Raw genomic sequence first — 23372 nt, forward strand, 5'->3', positions numbered from 1 at the left:
TAATTGGTAAAAAGTAAAAAACTCCTCCAGAGAAATTTTAAAAAAACTTTGCAGGATGAATTGGCTAAACCACATCAGAAAGAACATGGTTAAGCTAATCGGCATTTAGTTAGCATAAAATTAGGGCTGGAGCCACTTACTAACGAGCGAATTATTCTGGAAAAATGAATGATTACTAGCTTACTACATTTATGTAATTTAAAAACATCTATCTTCAGGAATATGGTTTTCAAAAGAGTAGGAATATTTTGCTGCTATATTTTAATAGCAGCCAAGATTTCGGCGTGAGCGCTCATATCATGTTGGGATATCTCACTTTTCTGTGTGTCATTGCAAGCGAAACAAAGTAAAGCAAAGTAATCCCAAAATCTCCAACTAAGAACTAGTCTATGCGATTGCTTTGTCGTTCCTTCTCTCTACGAGATGCTGCGCGTAGCTTGCTTCTCTATAGGAGTACGCAATGACAGTTATTCTCTCAGTGCGAAATAAAAACTGCTATGCACCCTTATTATGTCCGGTTAATCAAGCTGAAAAAAATATTCGTAGTCAGAACTTCAGTTACTACTAAAAACTGTTTATTATGGGTGCATTTTGCGTGACATCATATCAGTTGAATGTTGCCCACACTACTTATGAATTTCACAATGGACAAGATTTCAGTGAGGTACAAAATCTATTCCTGCAAGCGTCATTTTCAAACTAAAGATTAATAAATCTATTAATAATTGTTGGCACTGGTTGCAATTTTGTCTGATAAACCTTAACTAATCGCTCAATACCTTTGAAACGATAATCTCCCATTTCTTGGAAGTCTGAGGGTTGTGAGAGCATTTTATGGGTAGCTTGACTAATCACGCATTCACTAGGGGGACAAACTGCTTCCATACGAGCAGCAAGATTAATCGTCGCGCCTAATGCCGTATAATCTACCCTTTGGGAACTACCGACATCTCCCACCACAGCCTTACCGCTATTAATTGCAATCCGTAATTGCAGGGGTTCGTGCCAAAAACCATTGGCATTAAGATGTTCCAGACGATTGAGCATTCCTTTGGCAGCAGTAACAGCGCGATCGGCATGGTCTGCTTGCGGTTCTGGAGCGCCAAAAAATGCCATAATACAATCGCCAATATATTTATCTAAAGTGCCGCCGCAACCGAACACTTCTTTTAGCATTTCTTCAAATAAATTATTTAATAGTTGAGCGATCGCAGTTGGTGTTAACCTTTCAGAAATTGCCGTAAAGCCAACTAAATCAGCAAACAAAATGCTGATTTCGCTCTCGGCGGGAGCTAAACGACCACCCGGTAATCCGCCTACAGATATCAACTGCTGTACAACTGCTGGAGAATGATAGCGTTCTAGTCGGTGACGAATCATCTCTTCAGTTTTGAGTTTTTCTACTAATAACCAACGCTGCACACTAGAAGCGACAAGATTTGCTAAAGCTGAGAAAAAACTCAATTCTTCTTCACCTTCATTTGCCCAATGATAGGAAGAAAGATTGGCATCGGCATACAGTACGCCCACAACTTTATTTTCATCCCATAAAGGCACCGCCATCGCGCTACGAATGCCTTTGACTAAAATACTCTGTTCGCTAGCAAATCGTTCATCCTGGTGAGTATCACCGGTTTGAATGACGACTTTTTCCTCAAATACCTTTTGACAGATGCTACGACTAATCCAACTACCATCGGAGGGAAGATGTTTTTGTTGGGAAGCGTTTCTAGTAGCAGCATTCATTAATTCTAATTGGCCGCAACCATGAACATCAATTAATAATGCCAAGCGATCAATACTATCAAGGTAACGAAAAACCACTTGCTGCACTTGAGAAAATATCTCTTCTATAGAGGCTGCTGCACAGAGATTTTTCGCTATGTCCACTAAGTCTTTGAGACGGGCAATAGTTTTGTCTTTATTATTGATGTTGCCATCTTTGCTATCAGCCGCGATCCATTGCTGTTGTAATTGTTCGACATTATGAAGGATTGTTCTTTGCTCATTAATGTCCGAAGTTCCAGGATACTCAGGTATCGGTTGGGAAACAGGGCTTGTGAACAGCACTAACAGGCTAACATTGCCCAGCCAAATGATATCGCCGTGACGTAACTCTTGGGGATAGTTAACTAAATATTTATTAACTTGCGTTCCGTTTTTGCTGCCCATATCCTCAATAGTCCACACACCGTCAGCTGTTTTTACCAGGCGAGCATGGTTGCGGGATACTCCAGCAAAAGGTAAGTATAAGTTACATTCCGGCAATCGACCAATTGTAAATACATTTTGGTCAACTGCGATCGTTTTCTCCGTATCTCCCTCTTGTACGCGTAGCGTCAGTTCAGTCATGAGTGTGATAGATCCATCGAGGCTAGAGGTCAAGCAACTCTAAGGTAAGTTATACCTTACAGGTTAACCTTCACCTTTTCTTTATGACACTGTTAACTGCATTCCGCCAACAGGATGTGACAGATATTACATTGAATGAGGCAATTTTGCCACAGCGATCGCAGATAGCGTATTGAATGAGTGATAACGTTTAAACGGTTATTCTCACCTAGATTTTACCAAAGTCGAGTGCCCAGATTTTTAATTTCCACTCAACTGCTACTCAAAAACGCTCTGAAAATGCTTGTAATCTAGTTAGGAGGTAATTCTAAACTCATTTCACCCAACAACCCCTTGCGAAAATCTGTTAAAAGTTGCCTTGCAGCTCGCTCTACATCACCTTTGTAACGATGCTCTGCTAAAGCGTGCAAAAAGGTATCTCCAGTGTCTGATGTCGAATCGAGTTGGTAGCGGGACTGTAATGGTTTTTTTGGTAATAAATCTGTGGCTACGGCTTCTAAATAGTTGAGTAAATCCACTAAGGCTGCTGCTACTAGTTGGTTATCGTAAGATGCTTCACCGATATCATCACAAATGGCTAATTTCAAGGCTGCATCTTGGTCTTCTAACCTTAGAGGGATGACACCAGGAGCATCTAGCAATTCTAAATGTTCGGAAATTCGCACCCAACGGAGTTGGCGAGTTACCCCAGGACGAGCTGCACTTTCCACTACTCGCTTTCCCAACAGGCGATTAATTAAAGCTGATTTACCGACATTAGGAAAACCAATCACTACAGCCCGCACTGGACGGGGTAACATCCCGCGATCGCTTCTTCTTTGATTGAGTTCTACCCCCGCAGCTTGCGCTGCCCGCGCCACTTCTGCTATACCTTTACCATGTTGAGCGTTGGTAAAATAAGGGACTTCTCCTTGACGTTTAAACCAATCTATCCACAGAGATCGCATTTGCGGCGTAATCATATCTACTCGGTTGAGTATCAATACCCGTGTTTTACCCTCCACCCATTCACCTATTTGGGGATGGTGAGTCGCTAAGGGAATTCGCGCGTCTCGTACCTCAAACACCACATCTACCCGCTTTAGCTGTTCTTTGAGCTTCTTTTCAGCTTTGGCAATGTGACCTGGATACCATTGAATCAGGTTTAATCTATAGTTTTGGGTTATAGCCATAATCAATTACCAAATAAATTATTATCACTTATTAATTATCATTCACTGGAGCTTGATGTAAAATCAGACGATTGCCATCAGGGTCATAGGCATAAATTTCTCTGCCGTGGGAAGCAATAGAAATTTCTCCTGGCGGGGGATAGTTTAAAGATGTGAGGTGAGCGATCGCATCTTCTAAGTTACTTACCTCGAAACACAAACTTATCTTACTTTTGGCAATCGCTTCAAATTCTGATTCGTTTGTGTTCTTTGGTTTAAAAATACCTAATCGCATAGCAACCAAATTAAACTCAGCATAGACATTCGGAATCAAAATAACTGGCTTTCGCTCTAGCAATTTAGTATAAAAACTCACTAAATTATCACAATTAACCGATGCTATGGTGACAAATGCGTTAGTGTACTGAAAAACCATATTTACTTTATCTGCTCATTCTCTCTTGTCTGGCTACCGCCAAATCTGTCCAAATATCTATCTGCGATCGCACGATATAACCCTGCGCTATACGCCAGCTATGCACTGAGTTTCGACACACGACTGCGAGGTAGTTGTGAGTCGAGATTCAACTACCGCTATTCATTGTGTCACACTGAATTCAATTCTGTTAGCGGATAGCTAAGGTTTAGCCCATTCTGGCAACTGATACCAATTCTGTATGAAGATGCGCCAAACTCCAAACTATATAAGGAACGAACCGCAAAGGACACAAAGAAAGAAGGAAGCCAAGAGAATTTGGCGCAGCCTCACAAAGAAATGGTATGACGCATGTATTCTGTTTTGATAACAGCAGTATAGTGTTGTCAAATCTACGCAAAAATCTGCTGTAAATTCAAAACAAAACCAGGGAGAACATCTTCACCCGATAAATTTGTGGGAAATTGTAAAACTTCCGGTGCAATATTTGGGCGATAAATTATCACTTGTTTATCTTTAGGATTAATTAACCAACCCAGTTGTAAACCATTTGCTAAATATTCTTCCATTTTGGCTTTAGTATCTTCCACATCATCAGTTTCAGAAACTAATTCCACTGCAAAATCAGGACACAAAGGGAGAAATTTCTTTCTTTGTTCTGGGGTAAGAGCATCCCATCTTTCTATCTTTACCCAAGAAGCATCAGGAGAACGAGTTGACCCATTTGGTAATTTAAACCCAGTAGAAGAATCAAAAGCTTTTCCGAGCTTATTTCGTCTGTTCCAAACTCCTAAATCAAGATACAGTTCAAAATTACGGTTTCCCGTTTCTCCCCCAGTAGGTGACATGATAATTAATTCCCCTTCCACAGTTAACTCTAGTCGTAATTCTTTATTCACGGCTACAATTTGTGCAAATTCCTCATCAGTAAATTGCAGATTAGGAGGTAATTGTAAGGTTACAGTCATAATTAATTGCGCTCCACAAAAATCCTTGTTGCATCAAACCTATGCGCTGCTAATAGGAAAAATTTAGCTTCTACCTCTACTTTAGGGATTCTCCCCAACAAATGCGCCGTTGTTTTATCGTTCTTAAGTGCTTGCGCGTCTTTCCATTGCGTGGCGGCTTCGAGTTTTTCTGGGAAAGGAGTCGTGTTCATGATTCGACTCGTTCGAGTTTCAGCAGGTTGTTGGTGACTTCAATGGTTTGCTCAACTGAGCTTGTAATAGGATAAATAGTAGCGTAAAGTTCGGTTCTTAAATGTCTGGCGATCGCCAAATCTGTCAAAATATCCTCAATGGAACAGAGGCTCCGCTAACGGCGATAACATAAACCGCTTACCTTTACCTTGCAAAAGAAAATTTCTGCCATACTTTAGATATGGCAGGATATAGCTGTGACACACAATTAGTCAATGTGGACATTAGTCTGTCAACGCGAACAAATAATTTGACAATTTATATAACGAGCGCGGAGGGATTTGAACCCCCGACCCACAGAACCGGAATCTGTTGCTCTATCCACTGAGCCACGCGCCCTCATTCTTCTCATATTATAGCACGTCTGTGATAAAATTCGCAGCCTTAAAGATAATTAGCTGGGTCTACGGGTGTACCATTGCGGCGAACTTCAAAGTGAAGGTGGGGGCCAGTTGAGAAACCTGTGGAACCAACAGCAGCGATCGCTTGTCCGCGTTCAACTGTTTGTCCTTCGGAAACAAACAACTCGCTGGTATGTCCGTACAGTGTAGTCATCCCATTGCCGTGGTTGATAATTACAGCTCTGCCATAACCACCATACCACCCAGCAAAAATTACTGTTCCCGAATCGGCTGCCCGAATTGTACTGCCATAACTAGCGGCGAAATCTAACCCGGCGTGAAAGCGACGATAGCCAAGAATGGGGTGTATCCGCCAGCCAAAAGGACTACTCGTAGGAGCGTTGCTAGGATATGTCATTACACCAGTTCCCCGGATGATGATATTTGTCCGGCTGTTGGTTTTGGTTTGGGCTTCTTCTGTTGCTCTGGCTTCTGCTACCTTTTGTTGAATCAAGATTTCCAGATTTTTGGATTCCCTTTCTAGCTGATTTTGTGCCGCTTCTAAGGCGAGGCGATCGCTATTCAGGCGTTGAATCAATTCTGATTGCGATTGCGCCTGAGTTTGATAGTCGGCTTTTTGTGCCAGCAGTTGCTCACGAATTAAGCCAATTTCGTTTTTTTGCTGTTCTACTTCCGTTTTTTGTTTATTGATTGAGTTTGCTTGGGCGTTGAGTTTTACTAAAATTTTCTGGTCTGCCTGAAATACTAACTTCAACTGATGACGACGGCTAAAAAAGTCGCTGATATTTTCACTTTCGAGCAAAACTGCCCATCCAGCAGAAGCAGGCGATCGCTGAAGATAACGCAATCGTGCTACTGTTGCGATTTGCCGCTCCTGATATGAACGTTCTGCCACATCTAAATCCGCTTCTAACTGCTGGAGGCGTTGGGTAGCCAGTTGTAATCGTGATTCGCTCTCTTGAAGATAGCTATCTGTAGTTTGCAGATTTTGCTTTAAACCAGTGAGGTGTATTTGGGCCTGTTGTTGGAGATTTGTTAAGCGATCGCGCTCTTTAACCACACCCTGACGCTGCTGATTCATTTGTTGCTGCTGTTGTTGCAAAGCATCAATAGACCCTGTGGAGGTTGCGCGGGCTGGAATTAATGCCAAACAAATCCACAAAAGGCAACAAAATACAATAGAGAAACAGCCATAAATCTGCTCTTTTCCTAGAAATCGCGCTCTCATAGTGCGAACCTAACTAAAACGATGCTTTCAAACACTATGAGGATTATTCCCAAAATCTGATTCACCCACTCCAACACTATCTATCAAATTAGTCTGCCACGTTGTAACACAAAGATTCTATCTGTGTCAGCATTGAGCAGGTATGTGAGCGGGTAAGATGTATGAACGCACGTATAGCAATTCTCTTAATTACCTTGGTTGCTCCAGGTTTGGCAGTGGTGGGAGTATCGTTGTATTGGTTTTATCTCGATTATGCAGCGCTGATTAAAGCTGAAAAATATGTGGAAAACCTGGTAGAGGTTGGAAAAGTAAATGATAGACAGTTGGAGTATGCCTATCATCGCACCTACATTCATCGCATCAATGTATTTGCCGATGGCACCTGGGGATTACTGGGAGGTGTAATTACAGGACTAGGCATACATGGATTAGTCACTATCAGTAGACCAAAAAGCTCTGCGTTCACTAAAAATATGTGAACAAAATGTGAGTGATTAGCAACTACGAACCCAAATTTCACCGTAGTCGTCTTTCCCAAGGTCTGCTATATCTTCAGGAAAGCGCTTGAAAAACTCATCTGGAGTCAACCATTCTTGAAATACAAATGAATGCATTTCAGCAGGTACAACATTAATTAGTATCTTTCCCAAATTGGATAGATAATCTATACAAGCACAAGTGGTCTTAATTTCGCGTTCTATTATATGATATTCAAATGACAGTAAAGGAATCGGTTGTGTTAGCCCTTTTAAAACTTCAAGCTCCCACCCTTCAACATCAATTTTGCAATAGTCTGGTTTTCCAAATTCATCAATTGCGCGATCAAGAGTGGTAATAGGAACTTGAATACTACTTTGTACTGGGCTTATCCAATCCTCATGAAAACTCGCGATTCCACTTCGTTCGCGAGTGTACAATGTTGCCTCTCCAGGTTCTGCACCAACGGCATTCTGAACGGGATGAAACTTATTGCGATAATGGCTGCATCTAGCTTTTAATTCTCTCATGCATTGGGGCTGTGGTTCAAATGCCACAACTCTTGCACCTACTACGAGAAAAACCTCTGATTTTTTACCTATGTTTGCACCAACATCAAAGCAGAGACTATCAGAATCTAATAGCTTTGAGAAGAAAGAAATTTCTCGTTGAAAATAATCTAAATCATCTTTTAACTGTTCTTGATTTAAAAAACGATATAAATTTCTAATGGGTATATATAGACCAGTTGAAATGGAAAAATTCTTCACAACAGACTTGATTGCAGTAAGTTGCATATTGTATTTACCTCAATCACCAATTTTTGACTCAAAAATTATAAAACATATCCTAAGCCTTTTTATTACTCTGATGAGATTCTAATTAATAAGATAATTCGTAAAGAAAAATCTCAAGGGTTTCAGGGTTTACGATGGCTACCCCGCCGCAGGCATCACAAAATTTTTCGGTCTACTGACTATATAAAGAATAGGAAGTGTAGGAGCAGGGGAGAAGTTGCGGCAAGTCTTTCTCCTCGCCCCTCTGGCTCTTGTAGCCAATGCCCATTAATTATGATTAATATGATTAACTTTCCAATTTGCCAAATCAGCTAAAGAGCGATCGCGGTAACGTCCATAACGCTCTGGTTTACTTTTGATTTTCATTCCTAAATCGGGAAAAATCCCAAAGTTAGGCGGCATTGGTTGGAAATGTTTCGGCGAAGCGGAACTAATAAATTCCAATAACGCACCCATCATTGTTGTTGGTGGCAAAACCAAAGCTTCTTTACCCAAAGCTAACCGCGCTGCATTAATTCCCGCCAAGCAACCACCCGCAGCCGCAGCTGTGTAGCCTTCAGTACCAATCAATTGCCCCGCAGCTAATAATGTGGGACGCTCTTTAAATTGCAAGGTAGGATGCATTAGCTGGGGAGCATTGAGAAAGGTGTTGCGGTGCATTACTCCTAGCCTGACAAACTCTGCTTTTTCTAAACTTGGAATTAATTGAAAGATTCGCTTTTGCTCACCCCAGCGCAGATTAGTTTGAAATCCTACCATATTCCACAGTTGACCAGCTTTATCTTCTTGTCGTAACTGCACCACAGCATAAGGACGTTCCCCTGTGCGAGTATCTGACAATCCCACTGGTTTTAGGGGGCCGTAGCGCATGGTATCTTCCCCCCGGTGTGCTAGTTCTTCTATGGGTAAACATGCTTCAAAAAATTTTGCTGTTTCCCGTTCAAAACCCTTGAGTTCTATTTGTTCAGCTTTACAGAGTTCTTCTCGAAAGTGTAAGTACTGCTCTTTATTCATTGGGCAGTTGAGATAAGCGGCTTCACCTTTGTCATAACGTGATGCCATAAAAGCAATGTCACGGTTAATCGATTCTCCCACGATAATCGGACTAGCTGCATCAAAAAAGCTCAGGTATTCCATCCCTGTAAAGCGTTGTAAATCTTCAGCTAAATCGGGACTAGTTAAAGGCCCGGTTGCTAAAACCACAATTCCTTCAGGAATTGCAGATACTTCACTCCGACGAAATTCAATTAAAGGATGACTCGCTAAAGTTTGAGTTAAATCTTGGCCAAATTGTCCCCTGTCTACAGCTAGCGCGCCACCAGCAGGTACGGCGTGTTCATCAGCTTTTGAGATGACAATCGAACCGAGTTGGCGTAACTCTTCGTGCAATAATCCCGTCGCGCGATCGCTTGCCATTGCCCCAAAGGAATTACTACACACTAATTCTGCTAAATGTTCTGTATGATGAGCAGGACTAAATCGCTTTGGACGCATTTCATGCAGAATTACTGGCACTCCAGCTTGCGCTATTTGCCAAGCTGCTTCTGTTCCAGCTAGTCCACCTCCAATTACTTGTATCGGTTGTGTTTCCATAGTTAAATTTTTAATTCCCATATTATAAGTATCCATCAGCATCGGCGCTAAGATGCATCAACAAGTAGCGCATTGCTGAGTTTGAGTCTAAATATTTGGTGATGGAACTTGGAGTATAACGCACCATCAACAGCAGCAATTACAAATTATCTGTGTCAATCCCTTTTCTTGGAGTTTATAACAATTCTTGATAGCGATCGCGCTCTTTTTCTAATTCTTGTAAAGCCGCTTCCTTTGCTTGGCGTTCTTGTTCCCGTAGTTGAGCGATCGTAATTTGGGCTAACCGAGATTTTTTAACCTAGTAAGGCTTAATATTATTTATGTCACAATTGAGGAAAAGAATATATATCCTACAACCCAGCAAGCACTTATGTGTGTGATTATTTGCCAGTAATTGTCCAATTTCTACCGGGAAATTCAGCTATTCCGTTTTAGTGACACAATTGGCAATGTGTTTATTTTAGCAGGTGATGAACTGCAAATCCTTGTATTTCGTGATGGAACTTGGAGATTTGTAAATGAAACCTAATTTTGCAGAAATGTCTATCAAAGAATTGAGGGCGTATGTGCTTGCTAATCGGGAAGATATAGAAGCACTGGAAATCTTATTTAATCGCCGTTCTCCCGATTCAGAAGCAATTATATATCCGTCGATGTTTACTGAAGATGGTAAACCTATAGAAGATAATATTCGGATAATTGAAGAAGCGATCGCTCAAAGAGTCCAGCAAGAGAAGAAGAATCAAAGTTAATAGTGATACAAGTCATCGTAGCCTCTAATGAACCTTGGAGGTTTGTAGATGAAACTGAACTTTGAAGATATGAATGTACGAGAATTAAGTGCTAAAAAAATATTCTTTTGTAAGTATTCCCAAAGTTAAATAACTATAGGAATCCGGTTTGATTACTGAAATCACTTGTGTAGGTAGGCAATAGGCAAAAGGCACTCTTGCAAGAGGATTTCAGAAGATTAAGGTATACCGAATTTTTTTCACGCAATCAAATATGAGTCCTATATGTAACATTTTTCTATGGCCTTTCAACTGGTCGCGGCAATGCTGCGGTGGTCACTGAGCTTTGTCGTACCACTTGCCTGCGGGACGCTACGCGAACGTGGAAGCAAGCTAGCAAGAGCGTCTCGTAGAGAAGTGTGGGTTACGCCTACGCGCAGCTAAACCGTGTTCTGTGTGAAAGAAAAGCGATCGCTATCCCCAAAAAAAACTTAACATTAACCTTATAAGTGTTAATTTTTCATCACATAAACTCATGGGTTACTACATCGCTCCCCGCTTTTTGGACAAACTTGCTGTCCACATCACCAAAAATTTCCTGAAGCTTCCTGGCGTGCGAGTTCCCGTGATACTGGGTATTCATGGACGCAAAGGAGAAGGTAAAACATTTCAATGTCAATTAGTCTTCGAGAAAATGGGTATCGAAGTGACTCATGTATCTGGCGGTGAATTGGAAAGTCCAGATGCAGGAGATCCAGCGCGGTTGATTCGGTTGCGCTATCGGGAAACAGCCGAACTGATCAAAGTACGCGGCAAAATGTGTGTACTGATGATTAACGATTTAGATGCTGGTGCTGGACGCTTTGATGAAGGTACTCAATATACTGTAAACACGCAGTTGGTGAATGCCACACTGATGAATATTGCTGATAATCCCACAGATGTGCAGTTGCCGGGAAGCTATGATTCCACACCTTTACATCGTGTGCCGATTATTGTCACAGGTAATGATTTTTCTACTCTCTATGCACCGTTAATTCGGGATGGACGGATGGAGAAATTCTACTGGGAACCAGATAGAGACGATAAAGTGGGAATTGTCAAGGGGATTTTTGAACAGGATGGACTGTCACAGAAGGAAGTGGAACAGCTAGTTGATACTTTTGTCAATCAGTCCATTGACTTTTTTAGCGCTTTGCGATCGCGCATTTATGACGAACAAATCCGCAACTACATCCATAAAGTAGGTTTTGAGCAGATATCCTTGAATGTGGTTAACAGCCTTGAAGGGCCACCAGAATTTAAAAAGCCAGATTTCAGGCTGTCTCACTTAATCGAGTCTGGTAACTTCCTCATTGGCGAACAAAAACGAGTGGAAAATTCCCATTTGGTTGATGATTACAATCGACTCAATCGAGGTAGAAATTCTCAATCTGCACCACCTGCTGCTGTGAAACCAATTAATCAGCCGTCAAGCAATGGTGCAACTCAAGAAGCAAAAACTAATGGATTTCAAAAACAGGAAGCATCAAGTGCACATTTGACTCTAGATACACAAGCTCAAATTAGACAATTATTAGCTCAAGGTTACAAAATTACCATTGAACACGTAGATGAGCGCCGCTTCCGCACAGGTTCTTGGCAAACTTGTGTTCATAGCCACATTGATGCTGAGACTGATGCAATTTCAAATTTGGAATCAACTCTGGCAGAATATAGTGGTGAGTATGTGCGCTTAGTAGGGATTGACCCACAAGCCAAGCGGCGGGTAGTGGAGACAATTATTCAGCGTCCCAATGGGAAAAATTAGCAGTCAGTAAGTTATCTGATGTCTGCTTCATTAGTTATTAAATTTGGAAAACCCCAAAGAGCCAAACTTATGCTTTGTCCTCCCTAAGAGCTTGTCTACGGTGTACACACAAATCCTAAAAAACTAGTAGAGACGTAACAGTGCTACGTCTCTACTAAAGTTTTAGGTAACGCATATTTAATTTCTGGAAATGTCTAATATGTAAATGAAAACAGCAGTCTTTAATCAATCGTTCCCATACAGAGTATGAGAACGAGAGAACAATGAAAAATGGAGTAATTTGATAGCTGAATCTTAACCTTCTAACTACAAGTATTAGCTGAAGCCCAGTTCATTTTTCTTAAATCGCCTGTAAATTGAGCTGTGTATTGATAAGGTGATGGCCCAGAGCAATTCATGGAATTTGTACTAGTGCGACGGGGAGTCCACCATGATTTTGCTTGCACAGTCAAATTTGTGCCATTCCATGATAAGTTATTGACAACTAAAGAGTTAGTTTGTCCGTTATCCGCCTTTTTGGCAGATAAGAATGTGGCATAAGAAACATCGCCATTAGCTGGATTAATCCGAGCTATAACTGCGGCTTTTGGCCCGCCTCCGCTACCATAGCTAGATAACCAACGCCCAACGGCAAAGCGGCGAAAATCATTCCCAGTCTGACTGCCAGTGGAAGAGTAAACGCCATATAAAACATCACTGCCATTCCAATACAATCCGTAACCTGTACTATCGTCTCTCGTAGTTTCGTAATCAGTACGACACCATCTTCTTATCCCATTATCAAAGCGAGCAGTTATAGGATCTTTGTTATTTGAGAGTTGCCGATAACCAATGTAAATTCTTGATGTTCCATTAACTACTTTGGGGCCATTTTTAGCTTTGATTGTCGCTTCACTATCATTGCAACTGAATGTCACAGTATTAGCGAAAGATGTATTGATCGTTTCGGCTAAAACTGGAAGAGTTTTTTGTGTGAGAACTAAATCAGCTAGTAATATTACAGACAAAGAAATGCCTGCAAAATACTTTTGTACTTTGCCAAAATAAATCATGGTACGAACCTTCCGAGTCGGTGAAATTGGAAACACCGTACCACTATAATCTTTAATCACTATTTAGACAAGTAAAATTGTTGAAACCCCCATTTTTCAGTATTTTCAGCATTACAAAAAACGAAACTAGACTAGAAAGTGCATAACACAATGTCCATGAGAACGCCTGATAGTAGCTGTATATAATTGTCCTTTATCAAAGAGCATCAGTAAATAAAAGAAATTCTGATGAGTTACACTCTACTGTCAGCGATCACAGCAGTCACAAAAATGGTTTTAATGAATAATGCGAGCCTTGTTTATTCTCTAGACTCCTCGCCAGAAGCTCTTTTTCGCTCTAGTTTCTATTTTCTATCGTTCTTGATTAAGCAGTTTTAGCATTTTCATCTGAGACTTCTCCAGCAACAGCTTTTAAGCGGCTCAATCGGCTTTTACGGATACGTTCGCTATCGCGAACACCACCCGCCATCTCATATTCACTGCTATCTTTACCATATTTAAAAGCAACGCCCCTTACCATCTTGTCTGTAAGATTACTTAAAGTTTTTTCCATCTCATCAATTTTAGTTTTAGAAGAGTCAATTACAGCTAAAGCAGTATTATATTCATCAAGCATGGTTCGTAACTGCTCAATTGATTGAGTTAGATTTTGTAAATCGCAATTATTACCAAAATCCATATTTGAATCAATTGCTTTCAATCCTGCGGATCTCAATTCAGCTTTTTCTAAAACACGGGATGTACGTTTTCTACGAGACATAAATATATTCCTTAGAGAAGGTTATAGAGCTAGTTTGCCTTATAGAAATTGTTTTCTGGTTCAGTAAAATTCAGGAATAATTAGATTTATTCAATAAATACAAACTAATTTGGGTGATTCCTCTTAATTTTAAGTTTGCACCTCTTGCTCTTCACAATTGCTTTAATGTTAATGACAAATATTGCAATCTTAAGGACGAATATTTCAATATTGATGAGGAATATTGCAATGTTAATGAGGAATGTTTCAATGTTGATGACGAACATTACAATATTTATGAAGAATATTGCAATCTTGATAAAGAATATTGCAACGTTGATGAAGAATGTTGCAATGTTGATGAGGAATGTTGTAATGTTACAGCAGTTTGGAGGTGTTTAGACTACGAGTAAGATAGAAAATGGGCTATGAGGGAGAAGTGGTAGGCAAGGACAGTTATTTTCTTGCTGCTGCCAAGCAAAGGCATAGTCGGGGAAATACAGCAGATTTAAAGTTGGTGAGGTACACAAACTAAGTCTGTTACTTAGGTAGAAAGCGTGTTTTACTCCTGTTAGCGTAGCGAGGCGTAGCCCATTCGGAATTCTATGTTCTGAATTCTGCTCTATAACCTCTTCCCAAGAACTATGACAGAAAAATACTCAGATTTTCAACTCTTGTTTGGCTTTTTTATAGATAATTACAATAGAGAATTATCTGGTAAATCCACTTACACATAAAAAGCCATGAGAAAAAAACCTAAACAACAAATGCGTATATGGGCGATGTTGTGTCATTTCTCGGCTTTGTTAGGGTGGATATTATTGTTTTTTTTGGTATTTATGGGTATACCTTTATATTTACCCCTAAATCTTTTGCCTCCCTTTTTAATTTGGCGAATTAAAAAAGCCCAATATCCCTGGATTGATTTCCAAGGAAAAGAATCTTTAAACTTTCAAATTTCTTTAACCTTATATACCTTGATTGTCATCGCAATTTCTTTAATTTTGGTGCTAACTAGTCTGAGTTTGGCAGTGACTAGCAATGGTTCAATTAATGAAATAAAAATGACCTTAGATAGTTTATTAATTTTTCTCACGCTATTACTTTTATTAAAGATGGTACTACAATCATTTGTAGTGACTTTTGCTGCGCTAAAAGCTTACAATGGTGAGCATTATCGTTACCCTTTGACAATTAGAGTTTTACGATAAAAGACAAAGTATATAGCAATCCGATTTTATTTATGTTCGCGCAGGGTGGCGCGTAGGAGGCAAGAGGTAGGAGGTAAGAGGCAATAGGCAATAGGTAAGAGGTAAGAGGCAATAGGCAATAGGCAATAGGCAAGAGGTAAGAGGTAAGAGTCAAGAAGCCTCTTTGAGTTTTACTGAATTCTTTCAGAAATTAAATATGAGTGGTGTTGCTGAATCGAGGTATGAATGATGTAGAGACGTTGCATTGCAACGTCTCTACAAGGATTTTGAAATAACGCAAAATTATTTTTCATACCGCAATCAGCAACGCCAATATGAGTTTTATAGCTTTGGGGTTATTAGGGTTTAAGAAGTAATCAATGGGAGCAAAAATAATATGATTGGAATTGCGATCGCAGGTACTGGATTTGGTCAAAAAGTCCATATACCTGGATTCCAAGCACATCCTCGCACTGAGGTAGTTGCTGTTTATCACCGAGATATAAATAAAGCCAAAGCCATAGCAGAATCCCATAATATCGCCCACGCCTCCGACTCACTTGCAGATATTGTGGCATTACCAGAGGTGCAAGCAGTCAGTATCTCTACACCGCCCTTTTTACACTATGAAATGGCAAAAACTGTACTGCAAGCCAGAAAACATTTATTATTAGAAAAACCGACAACTTTAAATGCAGTTGAGGCTAAAGAACTTTATCAGTTAGCTAAAGAAAAAAGCGTCATTGCAACTGTAGATTTTGAATTTCGCTTTGTACCTGCATGGCAGTTGTTTGCAGAATTATTGTCAGAAGGCTATGTGGGTAAGTTGCGCTTAATTAAAATTGATTGGTTAGGTTCTTCTCGTGCTGATACTTCACGCCCCTGGAATTGGTATTCTGACAAGGATAAAGGAGGCGGTGCATTAGGATCTTTGGGTTCTCACGCCTTTGATTACATTCACTGGTTATTTGGGCCAGTCCGTAGATTAAGCGCTAATTTAACTACTGCTATTGATACACGAGTTGACCCTGTTAGTGGGGAATCTAAGGCAGTGAATACCGATGACAACTGTATATTAACCTTGGAATTAGCAAATGGTACACCATGCCAACTTGCTATCAGTGCGGTTGTTCATGCACCAAGAACCCATTGGGTAGAAGTATATGGCGATCGCGGTACATTAATTGTGGGCAGTGAAAATCAAAAAGACTATATACACGGTTTTCGGGTTTGGGGTTCCCAGCCAGGTAAACCTCTAACAGAAATAGAAATACCGAATCGGTTAATTTTTCCCAAAAATTATGCTGATGGGCGCATTTCCGCATTTATCCGCGTAGTAGACCAGTGGGTACAAGGAATTGACCGCCATCAGGAAATTACACCATCACTACGAGAAGGAATTTATTCTCAGTTGTTGATGGATTTATCCCATGAATCTCATCAAAAATCAAGTTGGGTAGATGTACCCAGCTTGGAAGAATTTCTGAACAGCTAGAAAACAAATGAATAAAACTCCCCGCATTCGTATCCCGCCGGAAGTCAAGAAATATGTTTTTCAACGTGACCAATACCAATGCCGAAGTTGCGGTAAAACTACTGGAGAAACTAACCTCAGCATTGACCATATCATTCCCCTCGCTCGTGGCGGTCAAAATGATATTAGCAATCTCCAAACTCTTTGCTTTACCTGCAATCAGCAGAAAACAGACAATGTTGATCCCCGTTTCCGGCGACATTTTGATTTATAGCAGTTCTCAATTGCCTGGAATAGGGATATTTTCTAGTTTACCCGCGATCGCCTCGCTAGTTGAAGCGGGCAATAAATTAACGTGAGTTTTACAAGTCTTATTTGACCTTTTTTGAATTCAAACTTCACGCGTTCACGCGTTCAATCTGGAAGAATAATTTTGAATTGATTAATTCTGGGTACAAGCCCCTACCATAATCTTTGATTATGGTGGTCTTTAATTAGTGGCGAGTCCAAGCTCCCACTAATTAAATTTTGAATTTTGAATTTTGAATTTTGAATTTGAGCGAAGCGAGTGACCTCTCCCCCAACTCCTCTCCGACACGGAGAGGGGAGCAAAAAGCATCACTACCCCCTGCTTCTCACTATCTTAAGTTTTTTCCTGATACCCACCAGCGTAGTCAATCACGCAGATTGTTTTATATGATTTGTGAGTTCCATAAGCAACACCAGATACTTTAAAAGCGCCGTTAAAAATGTTTTTTCGATGACCGCGATCGCTCACACCATCATCAATAATTAACTGCATAACGATATCTTGAGCCGTGTTTGGCCCATAACTGATATTTTCACCTGCCGTTGTTTGCCATCTACCATAGCGGTTGATGCGAGTAAAAGGGTTACTACCATCGCTACCATCATGACCTATAGCACCTTTTGGGCCTTGGTCTTTTACGTGGTCTTTTGCTCCTAAAGACATACCCTTTGATGGACTCAAGGTTCCTATAGGACGTGCTGATTTGAGAAATGCGATCGCTTCATCGACTGCTTTGACGCCTTCTTGAGTTCGCAAATAGGTATTATTAGAAATTTTGACTCGGTTCCCCTGAAAGCGCTTTCTATAGTTTTCCAAAATTGGAAGGTATGACTTGGGGTTTGTTCGTACCTTATTTGTTTCAACAATTACCTGTTGTTCCAGTGGTGAAAGGTAACTCGCCTTGGCTAATAAAGTTGGACTAGTTTGTTTAACTACTGCTGGCTTAGGCTTGGCTAAAGACGGGTTAGATTGAAACAGTTGATCTGAGCAGCCAAATATTAAAGCAATTGGCAAAAATACCCAAAATTTCAGGCGAAGCATCTATTACCTCACAATTTTTCTATGGATTAATTTAGTGAATTAGAAGAAATAAGAATTTCCAACGCACAGATAAGTTTGTAGACGCTTCTACTGTTAAAAACGACATCAGAACTTAAGTGAGTTCGCCAAAGAAAACGCAGATTCACACGTCAATAATATAGATAAAGCTGCGATCGCCTTTGTTCCTAAAATGTTATAAATCTATCACTTAATACCTGTTGTAACATTCAAAACAATAAAAGGGAAATAACAACAAAAATCTTTTTTATACTTTCAGAAACCAGCGTTGTCGATACATTAGAACACCAACAGCCCACCACAACAACACAGTGACTAAAGCGAATAACAGGGAACCATTTAGCGCCCCTGCCCAAGATGCGAAAAAATTCTGGTAAATCCAATTGTAGGTGCTGGGAGCATCTTTGCCAGTGCCAATAGTGGTTTTAACTAAGATTTTAATCAATAAAACCGATGCAACGAAAAGAGCGATCGCATTTAAGCCCATAATTTCAAAAGGTTTACTCCAGCGACGCATTAGCCGTACTTCGATGAATTCATAACAAGTTGCTAGCAACAGTAACGCCCAACCTGTTGTAAATACTACATAAGAACTTGTCCACAGCTTTTTGTTAATCGGGAATGTCCATCCCCACGCCCAACCGATAATTAAGCAACCAATTCCAAATAATGCTAAACCTGTACTTGTGCGTGACTGTACAGGTTGGCTGCGTATCCATTGACCAGTGAAGTAGCCAGCAAGGACGCTTACTATGGCGGGAATAGTACTGAAAAGTCCTTCTGGATCTCCCATAAAGTTGAAACCATCACCTTTATATAGATGTGCTTTGGGAATAATCAGGCGGTCAATATAAGCGCCAAAATTACCTTCTCGCGTCAGCACTCCCGCGCCATATTCTGGCACTGCTACATACATCATCGTTAGCCAGTAACCGATGAGTAGCACTGCTGCTAGTATCCATTGACCTTTGCGCGGAAGATTGAGAACAGCTAGAGAAGCCAGCAGATAAGTAAGGCTGATGCGCTGCAACACTCCCATAATGCGAATATTGCTCAAATCAAAAGTCCAAATACCCTGATTCCAAAAGCCATTGAGTAGCAATCCTAAAGCAAAGAGAATGGCGGCGCGCCGCAGTATCCGCCAGTAAATAGCTGAGGTTGGTTTATTGCCTTCGCTGTACTTTGACAACGAGAAAGTCATCGCTACACCGACAATGAAGAGAAAGAAGGGAAATACTAAGTCAGTTGGTGTGCAGCCGTGCCAATCGGCGTGGGCTAAGGGAGGATATACATCATCAGCAACACCCGCCATATTGACGAGAATCATTGCAGCAATGGTAATACCGCGAAAAACATCCAGTGAAGTCAGGCGCATAAGCGGAATTTTATGTTAGATGAGTGAGTATCTAAGCTACTCCGCTTGATGCAGGTAATCAAGCAAAATTTATAAACTTGGATACAAGGTAAAATTTTGTTAAGTCATTACCACCACTCGCTATGCCAATCAAAGTTGGAGATACCGCTCCTAATTTCACTCTACCTGCCCAAAACGGCTCACCAGTTAGCCTGCAAGATTTTCGCGGCAAAAAAACTGTTGTCCTATATTTTTATCCCAAGGACGATACACCCGGATGTACGGCGGAATCTTGCGCCTTTCGCGATCAGTATGAAGTGTTTAAAACTGCTGGCGCGGAAGTTGTCGGCGTGAGTGCTGATTCGAGTGAATCTCACCAAAAATTTGCTGCCAAATATAATCTACCTTTTACCCTGTTAACTGACAAAGGCGACCAAGTACGAAAGCTATATGGCGCAACAGCAGCCTTTGGCTTGTTCCCTGGTCGCGTTACTTACGTTATTGACCAACAGGGAGTTGTGCAATACGTGTTTGATTCCATGTTTAACTTTAAAGGTCATGTGGAAGAAGCGCTGAAAACTTTGCAACAACTTGTGAAATAGGGTACTGGGGATTGGGGATTGGGTACTGGGAAACTCTTTTCCAGTCCCTAGCCCCCATTCCTCATTCCCTATTTAGAATGCGACTTTTCTGGCATGACAATATTAGCGTGGCTTGCCTTACCATTCTTGCCGTTAGTATGGCCGTTACCATTGCGGGGATGAATCACACCATAACCGCCGTGGTTACGTTCGTAAATTACATTAATCTCTCCAGTTTCAGAATTGTGGAACATATAAAAGTCGTGTCCTACGAGTTGCAGTTGTTCCAGGGCTTCTGCAAGGGTCATCGGCGGCATAGAAAAATATTTGGTGCGAACGACTTCGTTGGGTAATTCGGGGGTGCGATCGCCAATTAAATCTGTTACTATCGACTCTGGAACAACTACTTCTGTTGGTTGAGCCTGAGTTTTCTGGTCTTGACGGCGTTCTTTGTATTTCCGCAGTTGACGGGCAATTTTATCTGCAACTAAGTCAATGCTGGCGTATAGGTTTTCGCTACTTTCCTCGGCACGAATAACGCTACCGTTAGCATAAATAGTTACTTCAGCTGCTTGTCTAGTATTAATTCGGGGATTACGGGCGACGCTAAGATGCACATCCACTTCATTTGTAAGGCTCTGAAAGTGACTAACTGCTTTTTCAATCTTTTGATGTACATACTCACGAATCGCATCGGTGATTTCAATATTTTTGCCGTGGATGACAAGCTTCATGTAATACTCTCCCACTAAAATATTTGGATGTGTGAATTTGCTTTGTATGAAAAGAAGTTGCGGTAAGGTTTATTACTCCCGCCAAAACAAATTGTGAACTATATTGTATGTAGTGCTGGTAAGCTGTCTCTCAGCTTGCTGCATCTGAGTTGTTGTCAAATTATACCCTTGATTTACCTCCTTATCTCTGCGCTGATATCCAATTCGATATCCACTTAGAACTCTTAGGTGAGGCAATCTGAATGGTAGCTCCTGTGACTACCAAATTCAAATAAAGCAACGCTTACAAAACTGTTGATAGTTGCTCCTTTTGTGTTCGGTTGAAGTTTGCTTGCTATTGTTCGATAATACAAGTATTTGTGGAAGTTTAATTCGGTTTTAAATGCAAGCAATGTTATGTGAATCATCAGCCAGTACATTCGTCTTTTTTGTCTTGGCATGATGCTTATTGCAGAGAATTCCTCCTAAAACCTATTGAGGTTAATATTCAAGCTAGCACTTTGTATTTTCTAATGTAGGTTCCCTTGACTTTCCTTTAAAATCCTTTGCAAAGCTTCACACTTGTTGACTCTAATCTTCTAAATTGAAATATATTTCGTCCTAAATACAGTTGATTTTTGGCATGATCCATAGTAAGAAACCAGACAAAAACCGTTGTTTGCTGTATAATAAAGGGTTAATGCCTTACTTAGAAGCTCATAAATGGCAGCGATCGCTCCTCACTGAGCGTATCCATGACTCCAGTCTAGATGACGTGTTAATTTTGCTAGAACATCCACCTGTCTACACTCTGGGGCAAGGAAGCAACTCAGATTTTCTCAAATTTGATATTGAAAAAAATCAATATGATGTGCATCGAATTGAACGGGGTGGCGAAGTTACTCACCATTGTCCTGGTCAATTGGTGGGATATCCAATTTTAAATCTGCAAAGTTATCGTAAAGACCTCCATTGGTACTTACGGCAACTCGAAGAAGTAATAATTCGCGTATTGGCAGTTTACGGATTGCAGGGAGAGAGAATTCCGGCTTTTACTGGTGTTTGGTTACAAGGGCGAAAAGTTGCGGCTATTGGTATCAAAGTCAGTCGTTGGATTACTATGCACGGCTTTGCATTAAATGTTTGTCCTGACATGACAGGCTTTGAACGCATTGTACCCTGCGGTATTTCTGATAAACCTGTAGGCAGTTTAGCCGAATGGATTCCAGGTATCACCTGCGAAGAAGTGCGTTTTTATGTAGCACAATCATTTGCGGAAGTCTTTAGTGTGGAATTAGTTGAATCTCAACCTCAATAATTTTTCCGGTCTGAGTAAATTCAGATTGTAATTATGTAATAAATACTATAGCAGTCCTATTTAAATTGTGAGAGACTTATGAGAGTAGTCCATATTTAATATAAGACTCATATTTGATTTCTGAAAAAATTCAGTACAACTCAAAAAGGCTTCTTGACTATTGCCTCCTACGCAAATAAGTATGGCTACGCCAAGCTGCGCGAACACAAATCAAATCGGATTGGTATAGTATCAAAATCACTATTTAACTGCGATTGTCAAAGCTAAAATTCGATTATTTACAAATTTATATACTAACTTTTTACGGCTGTAAAGCACAATTTTGCGCGTGAATTACTCAAATAATCTCCAGGTATATGCCCCATCGTTAACATCTTTGAGAGAACGTGATTGGACAGCTTTGATAGAACTATTTGATAGAGACGACGGTGATGAAATTGAAGCCGACATCAGTGGTAGTTTGTTTTGGCTGATACCTGAACCTTGTTGGGAAGATGATCCTTTTGATTTCTTACGCGAGTACCTTTAAGGAGTGATACAGCAGAATTCAGAATTCAGGAGTAAAACACGCTTTATACCTGGGTAACAGACTTAACTTGTGTACCTCACTTTCCTTGAAATCTGCTGTAAGTTCAAAAAAATGAAGTCTTTGATTTATAACTCCTAACTATCTAACATTGAGGCGACTGAGGAAAATACGTAAGCGATCGCTTTGGGGATTAGTCAATACTTCGTAAGCTGGGCCTTGTTCTGTCACAATACCGTTGTCTAAAAATATCACCTGATGGGCTACTTCTTTGGCAAATTGCATTTCATGAGTGACAATCACCATTGTCATCCCTTCTGCGGCTAATTGCTGCATCACTTGCAGAACTTCGCCGACGAGTTCAGGATCTAGGGCGCTGGTGGGTTCGTCAAATAGCATAACTTGCGGATTCATACATAAACTACGGGCGATCGCGACTCGTTGTTTTTGTCCCCCAGAAAGTTGTTCGGGATAAGCAGAGGCTTTCTCAGATAAGCCAACTTTTTCTAAATACAATCTCGCTATCTGGGCACTTTCTTTTGGTGTTTTACCCAAAACTTTACGCGGTGCGAGTGTCATATTTTCTAAAACGCTGAGATGGGGAAATAGGTTGAACTGTTGAAAAACCATGCCTACTTGTGTTCGTAGTTCCCGCAGTTGGTTATATTTTATAGTGGGTCGGGATAGGTTGATACCGTTGATTATTAAACGCCCGTTGTCAATGGTTTCTAGGCGGTTGAAGCAGCGTAGTAAAGTACTTTTACCACAGCCGGAAGAACCGATAACTGCAACGACTTCTCCCCGGTTGATTTCGCCGGTGATTCCTTTGAGAACTTTGAGGGAACCAAAGTTTTTTTCGATATTGTCAAAAATAATCGCGGGGATGGTATTGTTCATTACTTATGTCAAGCTGCTCTAAA

The 23372-nt window shown here is 40.7% G+C and carries 25 protein-coding genes and 1 tRNA gene; 10 read left to right on the forward strand and 16 right to left on the reverse strand.

Translation table 11 applies throughout. The features are described from left to right. Window positions 1–699 precede the first annotated feature (699 nt). The 8 genes from RMX98_RS19000 to RMX98_RS19035 form a co-directional block, all read right to left on the reverse strand. On the reverse strand, window positions 700–2352 hold the full coding sequence (locus RMX98_RS19000; protein WP_322677708.1) for an adenylate/guanylate cyclase domain-containing protein: 1653 nt from the start codon (window positions 2350–2352) through the stop codon (window positions 700–702). Between the two features lie 290 nt (window positions 2353–2642). Beyond that, window positions 2643–3524: a ribosome biogenesis GTPase YlqF gene (gene ylqF / locus RMX98_RS19005; RefSeq protein ID WP_322677709.1), complete on the reverse strand. Its 882-nt coding sequence runs from the start codon at window positions 3522–3524 to the stop codon at window positions 2643–2645. Between the two features lie 31 nt (window positions 3525–3555). Then, window positions 3556–3939 carry a VOC family protein gene (locus RMX98_RS19010; protein ID WP_322677710.1) on the reverse strand — a complete coding sequence of 128 codons (384 nt, stop codon included), beginning with the start codon at window positions 3937–3939 and terminating at the stop codon, window positions 3556–3558. 392 nt (window positions 3940–4331) lie between these two features. Further along, window positions 4332–4910, reverse strand: a complete 579-nt coding sequence (locus tag RMX98_RS19015; RefSeq protein WP_322677747.1) for a Uma2 family endonuclease — start codon at window positions 4908–4910, stop codon at window positions 4332–4334. Next, entirely contained in the window at window positions 4910–5098 is a 189-nt protein-coding gene (locus RMX98_RS19020; protein ID WP_322677711.1) for a hypothetical protein, read from the reverse strand. The genes RMX98_RS19015 and RMX98_RS19020 overlap by 1 nt, the downstream gene beginning before the upstream one ends. Then, window positions 5095–5226, reverse strand: coding sequence for a hypothetical protein (locus tag RMX98_RS19025; protein WP_322677712.1), 132 nt, complete (start codon window positions 5224–5226; stop codon window positions 5095–5097). Before RMX98_RS19025 ends, RMX98_RS19020 begins: the two co-directional genes overlap by 4 nt. 178 nt (window positions 5227–5404) lie before the next feature. Continuing rightward, window positions 5405–5477 (reverse strand) — tRNA-Arg (locus tag RMX98_RS19030). 45 nt (window positions 5478–5522) lie between these two features. After that, on the reverse strand, window positions 5523–6728 hold the full coding sequence (locus tag RMX98_RS19035) for a murein hydrolase activator EnvC family protein (RefSeq protein WP_322677713.1): 1206 nt from the start codon (window positions 6726–6728) through the stop codon (window positions 5523–5525). Between the two features lie 161 nt (window positions 6729–6889). Between RMX98_RS19035 and RMX98_RS19040 the strand changes: the two genes are divergently transcribed. Then, window positions 6890–7207 carry a hypothetical protein gene (locus RMX98_RS19040; protein WP_322677714.1) on the forward strand — a complete coding sequence of 106 codons (318 nt, stop codon included), beginning with the start codon at window positions 6890–6892 and terminating at the stop codon, window positions 7205–7207. A 15-nt stretch (window positions 7208–7222) separates the two neighbouring features. On the opposite strand, the gene RMX98_RS19045 is transcribed toward RMX98_RS19040, so the two are convergent. Together RMX98_RS19045 and trmFO are read right to left on the reverse strand one after the other, a co-directional pair. Further along, window positions 7223–8002, reverse strand: coding sequence for an FkbM family methyltransferase (locus RMX98_RS19045; protein ID WP_322677715.1), 780 nt, complete (start codon window positions 8000–8002; stop codon window positions 7223–7225). A 267-nt stretch (window positions 8003–8269) separates the two neighbouring features. Beyond that, on the reverse strand, window positions 8270–9595 hold the full coding sequence (trmFO, locus tag RMX98_RS19050; RefSeq protein WP_322677716.1) for an FADH(2)-oxidizing methylenetetrahydrofolate--tRNA-(uracil(54)-C(5))-methyltransferase TrmFO: 1326 nt from the start codon (window positions 9593–9595) through the stop codon (window positions 8270–8272). Between the two features lie 394 nt (window positions 9596–9989). Here trmFO and RMX98_RS19055 point away from each other — a divergent pair, with 394 nt between their 5' ends. From RMX98_RS19055 to RMX98_RS19065, 3 genes are all read left to right on the forward strand, one after another. After that, window positions 9990–10124: a DUF6888 family protein gene (locus RMX98_RS19055; RefSeq protein WP_409881191.1), complete on the forward strand. Its 135-nt coding sequence runs from the start codon at window positions 9990–9992 to the stop codon at window positions 10122–10124. Next, window positions 10114–10347 carry a DUF6887 family protein gene (locus tag RMX98_RS19060; RefSeq protein ID WP_322677717.1) on the forward strand — a complete coding sequence of 78 codons (234 nt, stop codon included), beginning with the start codon at window positions 10114–10116 and terminating at the stop codon, window positions 10345–10347. The genes RMX98_RS19055 and RMX98_RS19060 overlap by 11 nt, the downstream gene beginning before the upstream one ends. A 514-nt stretch (window positions 10348–10861) precedes the next feature. Further along, entirely contained in the window at window positions 10862–12136 is a 1275-nt protein-coding gene (locus RMX98_RS19065; RefSeq protein WP_322677718.1) for a ribulose bisphosphate carboxylase small subunit, read from the forward strand. 302 nt (window positions 12137–12438) lie between these two features. Here the strand turns inward: RMX98_RS19065 and RMX98_RS19070 are convergent, their stop codons facing one another. Further along, on the reverse strand, window positions 12439–13188 hold the full coding sequence (locus RMX98_RS19070; RefSeq protein WP_409881211.1) for a hypothetical protein: 750 nt from the start codon (window positions 13186–13188) through the stop codon (window positions 12439–12441). A 364-nt stretch (window positions 13189–13552) separates the two neighbouring features. After that, complete coding sequence (locus RMX98_RS19075; RefSeq protein ID WP_322677720.1) at window positions 13553–13948, reverse strand: hypothetical protein; 396 nt, start codon at window positions 13946–13948, stop codon at window positions 13553–13555. Window positions 13949–14670: 722 nt separating this feature from the next. Between RMX98_RS19075 and RMX98_RS19080 the strand changes: the two genes are divergently transcribed. The 3 genes from RMX98_RS19080 to RMX98_RS19090 all read left to right on the forward strand — a co-directional run bounded on the left by RMX98_RS19080 (window position 14671) and on the right by RMX98_RS19090 (window position 16865). Beyond that, on the forward strand, window positions 14671–15138 hold the full coding sequence (locus RMX98_RS19080) for a DUF4870 domain-containing protein (protein ID WP_322677721.1): 468 nt from the start codon (window positions 14671–14673) through the stop codon (window positions 15136–15138). 376 nt (window positions 15139–15514) lie between these two features. Continuing rightward, window positions 15515–16612: a Gfo/Idh/MocA family oxidoreductase gene (locus RMX98_RS19085; protein ID WP_322677722.1), complete on the forward strand. Its 1098-nt coding sequence runs from the start codon at window positions 15515–15517 to the stop codon at window positions 16610–16612. A gap of 7 nt (window positions 16613–16619) precedes the next feature. Then, the gene (locus RMX98_RS19090; RefSeq protein WP_322677723.1) at window positions 16620–16865 is read left to right on the forward strand and encodes an HNH endonuclease; all 246 of its coding nucleotides are present in this window, start codon (window positions 16620–16622) and stop codon (window positions 16863–16865) included. 369 nt (window positions 16866–17234) lie between these two features. On the opposite strand, the gene RMX98_RS19095 is transcribed toward RMX98_RS19090, so the two are convergent. Together RMX98_RS19095 and RMX98_RS19100 are read right to left on the reverse strand one after the other, a co-directional pair. Continuing rightward, entirely contained in the window at window positions 17235–17942 is a 708-nt protein-coding gene (locus RMX98_RS19095; protein ID WP_322677724.1) for a CAP domain-containing protein, read from the reverse strand. A gap of 265 nt (window positions 17943–18207) precedes the next feature. Further along, a complete protein-coding gene (locus RMX98_RS19100) occupies window positions 18208–19335 on the reverse strand; it encodes an acyltransferase family protein (RefSeq protein WP_322677725.1) in 1128 nt (375 codons plus the stop codon). Between the two features lie 122 nt (window positions 19336–19457). Between RMX98_RS19100 and RMX98_RS19105 the strand changes: the two genes are divergently transcribed. Continuing rightward, window positions 19458–19916 carry a peroxiredoxin gene (locus RMX98_RS19105; protein ID WP_322677726.1) on the forward strand — a complete coding sequence of 153 codons (459 nt, stop codon included), beginning with the start codon at window positions 19458–19460 and terminating at the stop codon, window positions 19914–19916. Between the two features lie 68 nt (window positions 19917–19984). Here the strand turns inward: RMX98_RS19105 and hpf are convergent, their stop codons facing one another. Continuing rightward, on the reverse strand, window positions 19985–20629 hold the full coding sequence (gene hpf / locus RMX98_RS19110; protein ID WP_322677727.1) for a ribosome hibernation-promoting factor, HPF/YfiA family: 645 nt from the start codon (window positions 20627–20629) through the stop codon (window positions 19985–19987). A 622-nt stretch (window positions 20630–21251) separates the two neighbouring features. Between hpf and lipB the strand changes: the two genes are divergently transcribed. Together lipB and RMX98_RS19120 are read left to right on the forward strand one after the other, a co-directional pair. Beyond that, on the forward strand, window positions 21252–21926 hold the full coding sequence (gene lipB / locus RMX98_RS19115; RefSeq protein WP_322677728.1) for a lipoyl(octanoyl) transferase LipB: 675 nt from the start codon (window positions 21252–21254) through the stop codon (window positions 21924–21926). Between the two features lie 328 nt (window positions 21927–22254). Continuing rightward, a complete protein-coding gene (locus RMX98_RS19120; RefSeq protein ID WP_141699753.1) occupies window positions 22255–22455 on the forward strand; it encodes a hypothetical protein in 201 nt (66 codons plus the stop codon). 138 nt (window positions 22456–22593) lie between these two features. Here RMX98_RS19120 and RMX98_RS19125 read toward each other — a convergent pair whose 3' ends face one another. Next, the gene (locus tag RMX98_RS19125; protein ID WP_322677729.1) at window positions 22594–23349 is read right to left on the reverse strand and encodes an amino acid ABC transporter ATP-binding protein; all 756 of its coding nucleotides are present in this window, start codon (window positions 23347–23349) and stop codon (window positions 22594–22596) included. Window positions 23350–23372 lie beyond the last annotated feature (23 nt).

Source organism: Nostoc sp. DedQUE02, from assembly GCF_034531035.1.
In the GTDB taxonomy this organism is placed as follows: domain Bacteria; phylum Cyanobacteriota; class Cyanobacteriia; order Cyanobacteriales; family Nostocaceae; genus Nostoc.

Coding starts and splice junctions, on each gene's coding strand:
- RMX98_RS19000 (WP_322677708.1), bottom strand. CDS start 2,352: ATGACTGAACTGACGCTACGCGTACAAGAGGGAGATACGGAGAAAACG.
- RMX98_RS19075 (WP_322677720.1), bottom strand. CDS start 13,948: ATGTCTCGTAGAAAACGTACATCCCGTGTTTTAGAAAAAGCTGAATTG.
- RMX98_RS19085 (WP_322677722.1), top strand. CDS start 15,515: ATGATTGGAATTGCGATCGCAGGTACTGGATTTGGTCAAAAAGTCCAT.
- RMX98_RS19070 (WP_409881211.1), bottom strand. CDS start 13,188: ATGATTTATTTTGGCAAAGTACAAAAGTATTTTGCAGGCATTTCTTTG.
- RMX98_RS19040 (WP_322677714.1), top strand. CDS start 6,890: ATGAACGCACGTATAGCAATTCTCTTAATTACCTTGGTTGCTCCAGGT.
- RMX98_RS19080 (WP_322677721.1), top strand. CDS start 14,671: ATGAGAAAAAAACCTAAACAACAAATGCGTATATGGGCGATGTTGTGT.
- RMX98_RS19060 (WP_322677717.1), top strand. CDS start 10,114: ATGAAACCTAATTTTGCAGAAATGTCTATCAAAGAATTGAGGGCGTAT.
- RMX98_RS19010 (WP_322677710.1), bottom strand. CDS start 3,939: ATGGTTTTTCAGTACACTAACGCATTTGTCACCATAGCATCGGTTAAT.
- RMX98_RS19035 (WP_322677713.1), bottom strand. CDS start 6,728: ATGAGAGCGCGATTTCTAGGAAAAGAGCAGATTTATGGCTGTTTCTCT.
- RMX98_RS19065 (WP_322677718.1), top strand. CDS start 10,862: ATGGGTTACTACATCGCTCCCCGCTTTTTGGACAAACTTGCTGTCCAC.
- RMX98_RS19105 (WP_322677726.1), top strand. CDS start 19,458: ATGCCAATCAAAGTTGGAGATACCGCTCCTAATTTCACTCTACCTGCC.
- lipB (WP_322677728.1), top strand. CDS start 21,252: ATGATCCATAGTAAGAAACCAGACAAAAACCGTTGTTTGCTGTATAAT.
- RMX98_RS19125 (WP_322677729.1), bottom strand. CDS start 23,349: ATGAACAATACCATCCCCGCGATTATTTTTGACAATATCGAAAAAAAC.
- RMX98_RS19100 (WP_322677725.1), bottom strand. CDS start 19,335: ATGCGCCTGACTTCACTGGATGTTTTTCGCGGTATTACCATTGCTGCA.
- RMX98_RS19020 (WP_322677711.1), bottom strand. CDS start 5,098: ATGAACACGACTCCTTTCCCAGAAAAACTCGAAGCCGCCACGCAATGG.
- ylqF (WP_322677709.1), bottom strand. CDS start 3,524: ATGGCTATAACCCAAAACTATAGATTAAACCTGATTCAATGGTATCCA.
- hpf (WP_322677727.1), bottom strand. CDS start 20,629: ATGAAGCTTGTCATCCACGGCAAAAATATTGAAATCACCGATGCGATT.
- RMX98_RS19090 (WP_322677723.1), top strand. CDS start 16,620: ATGAATAAAACTCCCCGCATTCGTATCCCGCCGGAAGTCAAGAAATAT.
- RMX98_RS19045 (WP_322677715.1), bottom strand. CDS start 8,002: ATGCAACTTACTGCAATCAAGTCTGTTGTGAAGAATTTTTCCATTTCA.
- RMX98_RS19095 (WP_322677724.1), bottom strand. CDS start 17,942: ATGCTTCGCCTGAAATTTTGGGTATTTTTGCCAATTGCTTTAATATTT.
- trmFO (WP_322677716.1), bottom strand. CDS start 9,595: ATGGAAACACAACCGATACAAGTAATTGGAGGTGGACTAGCTGGAACA.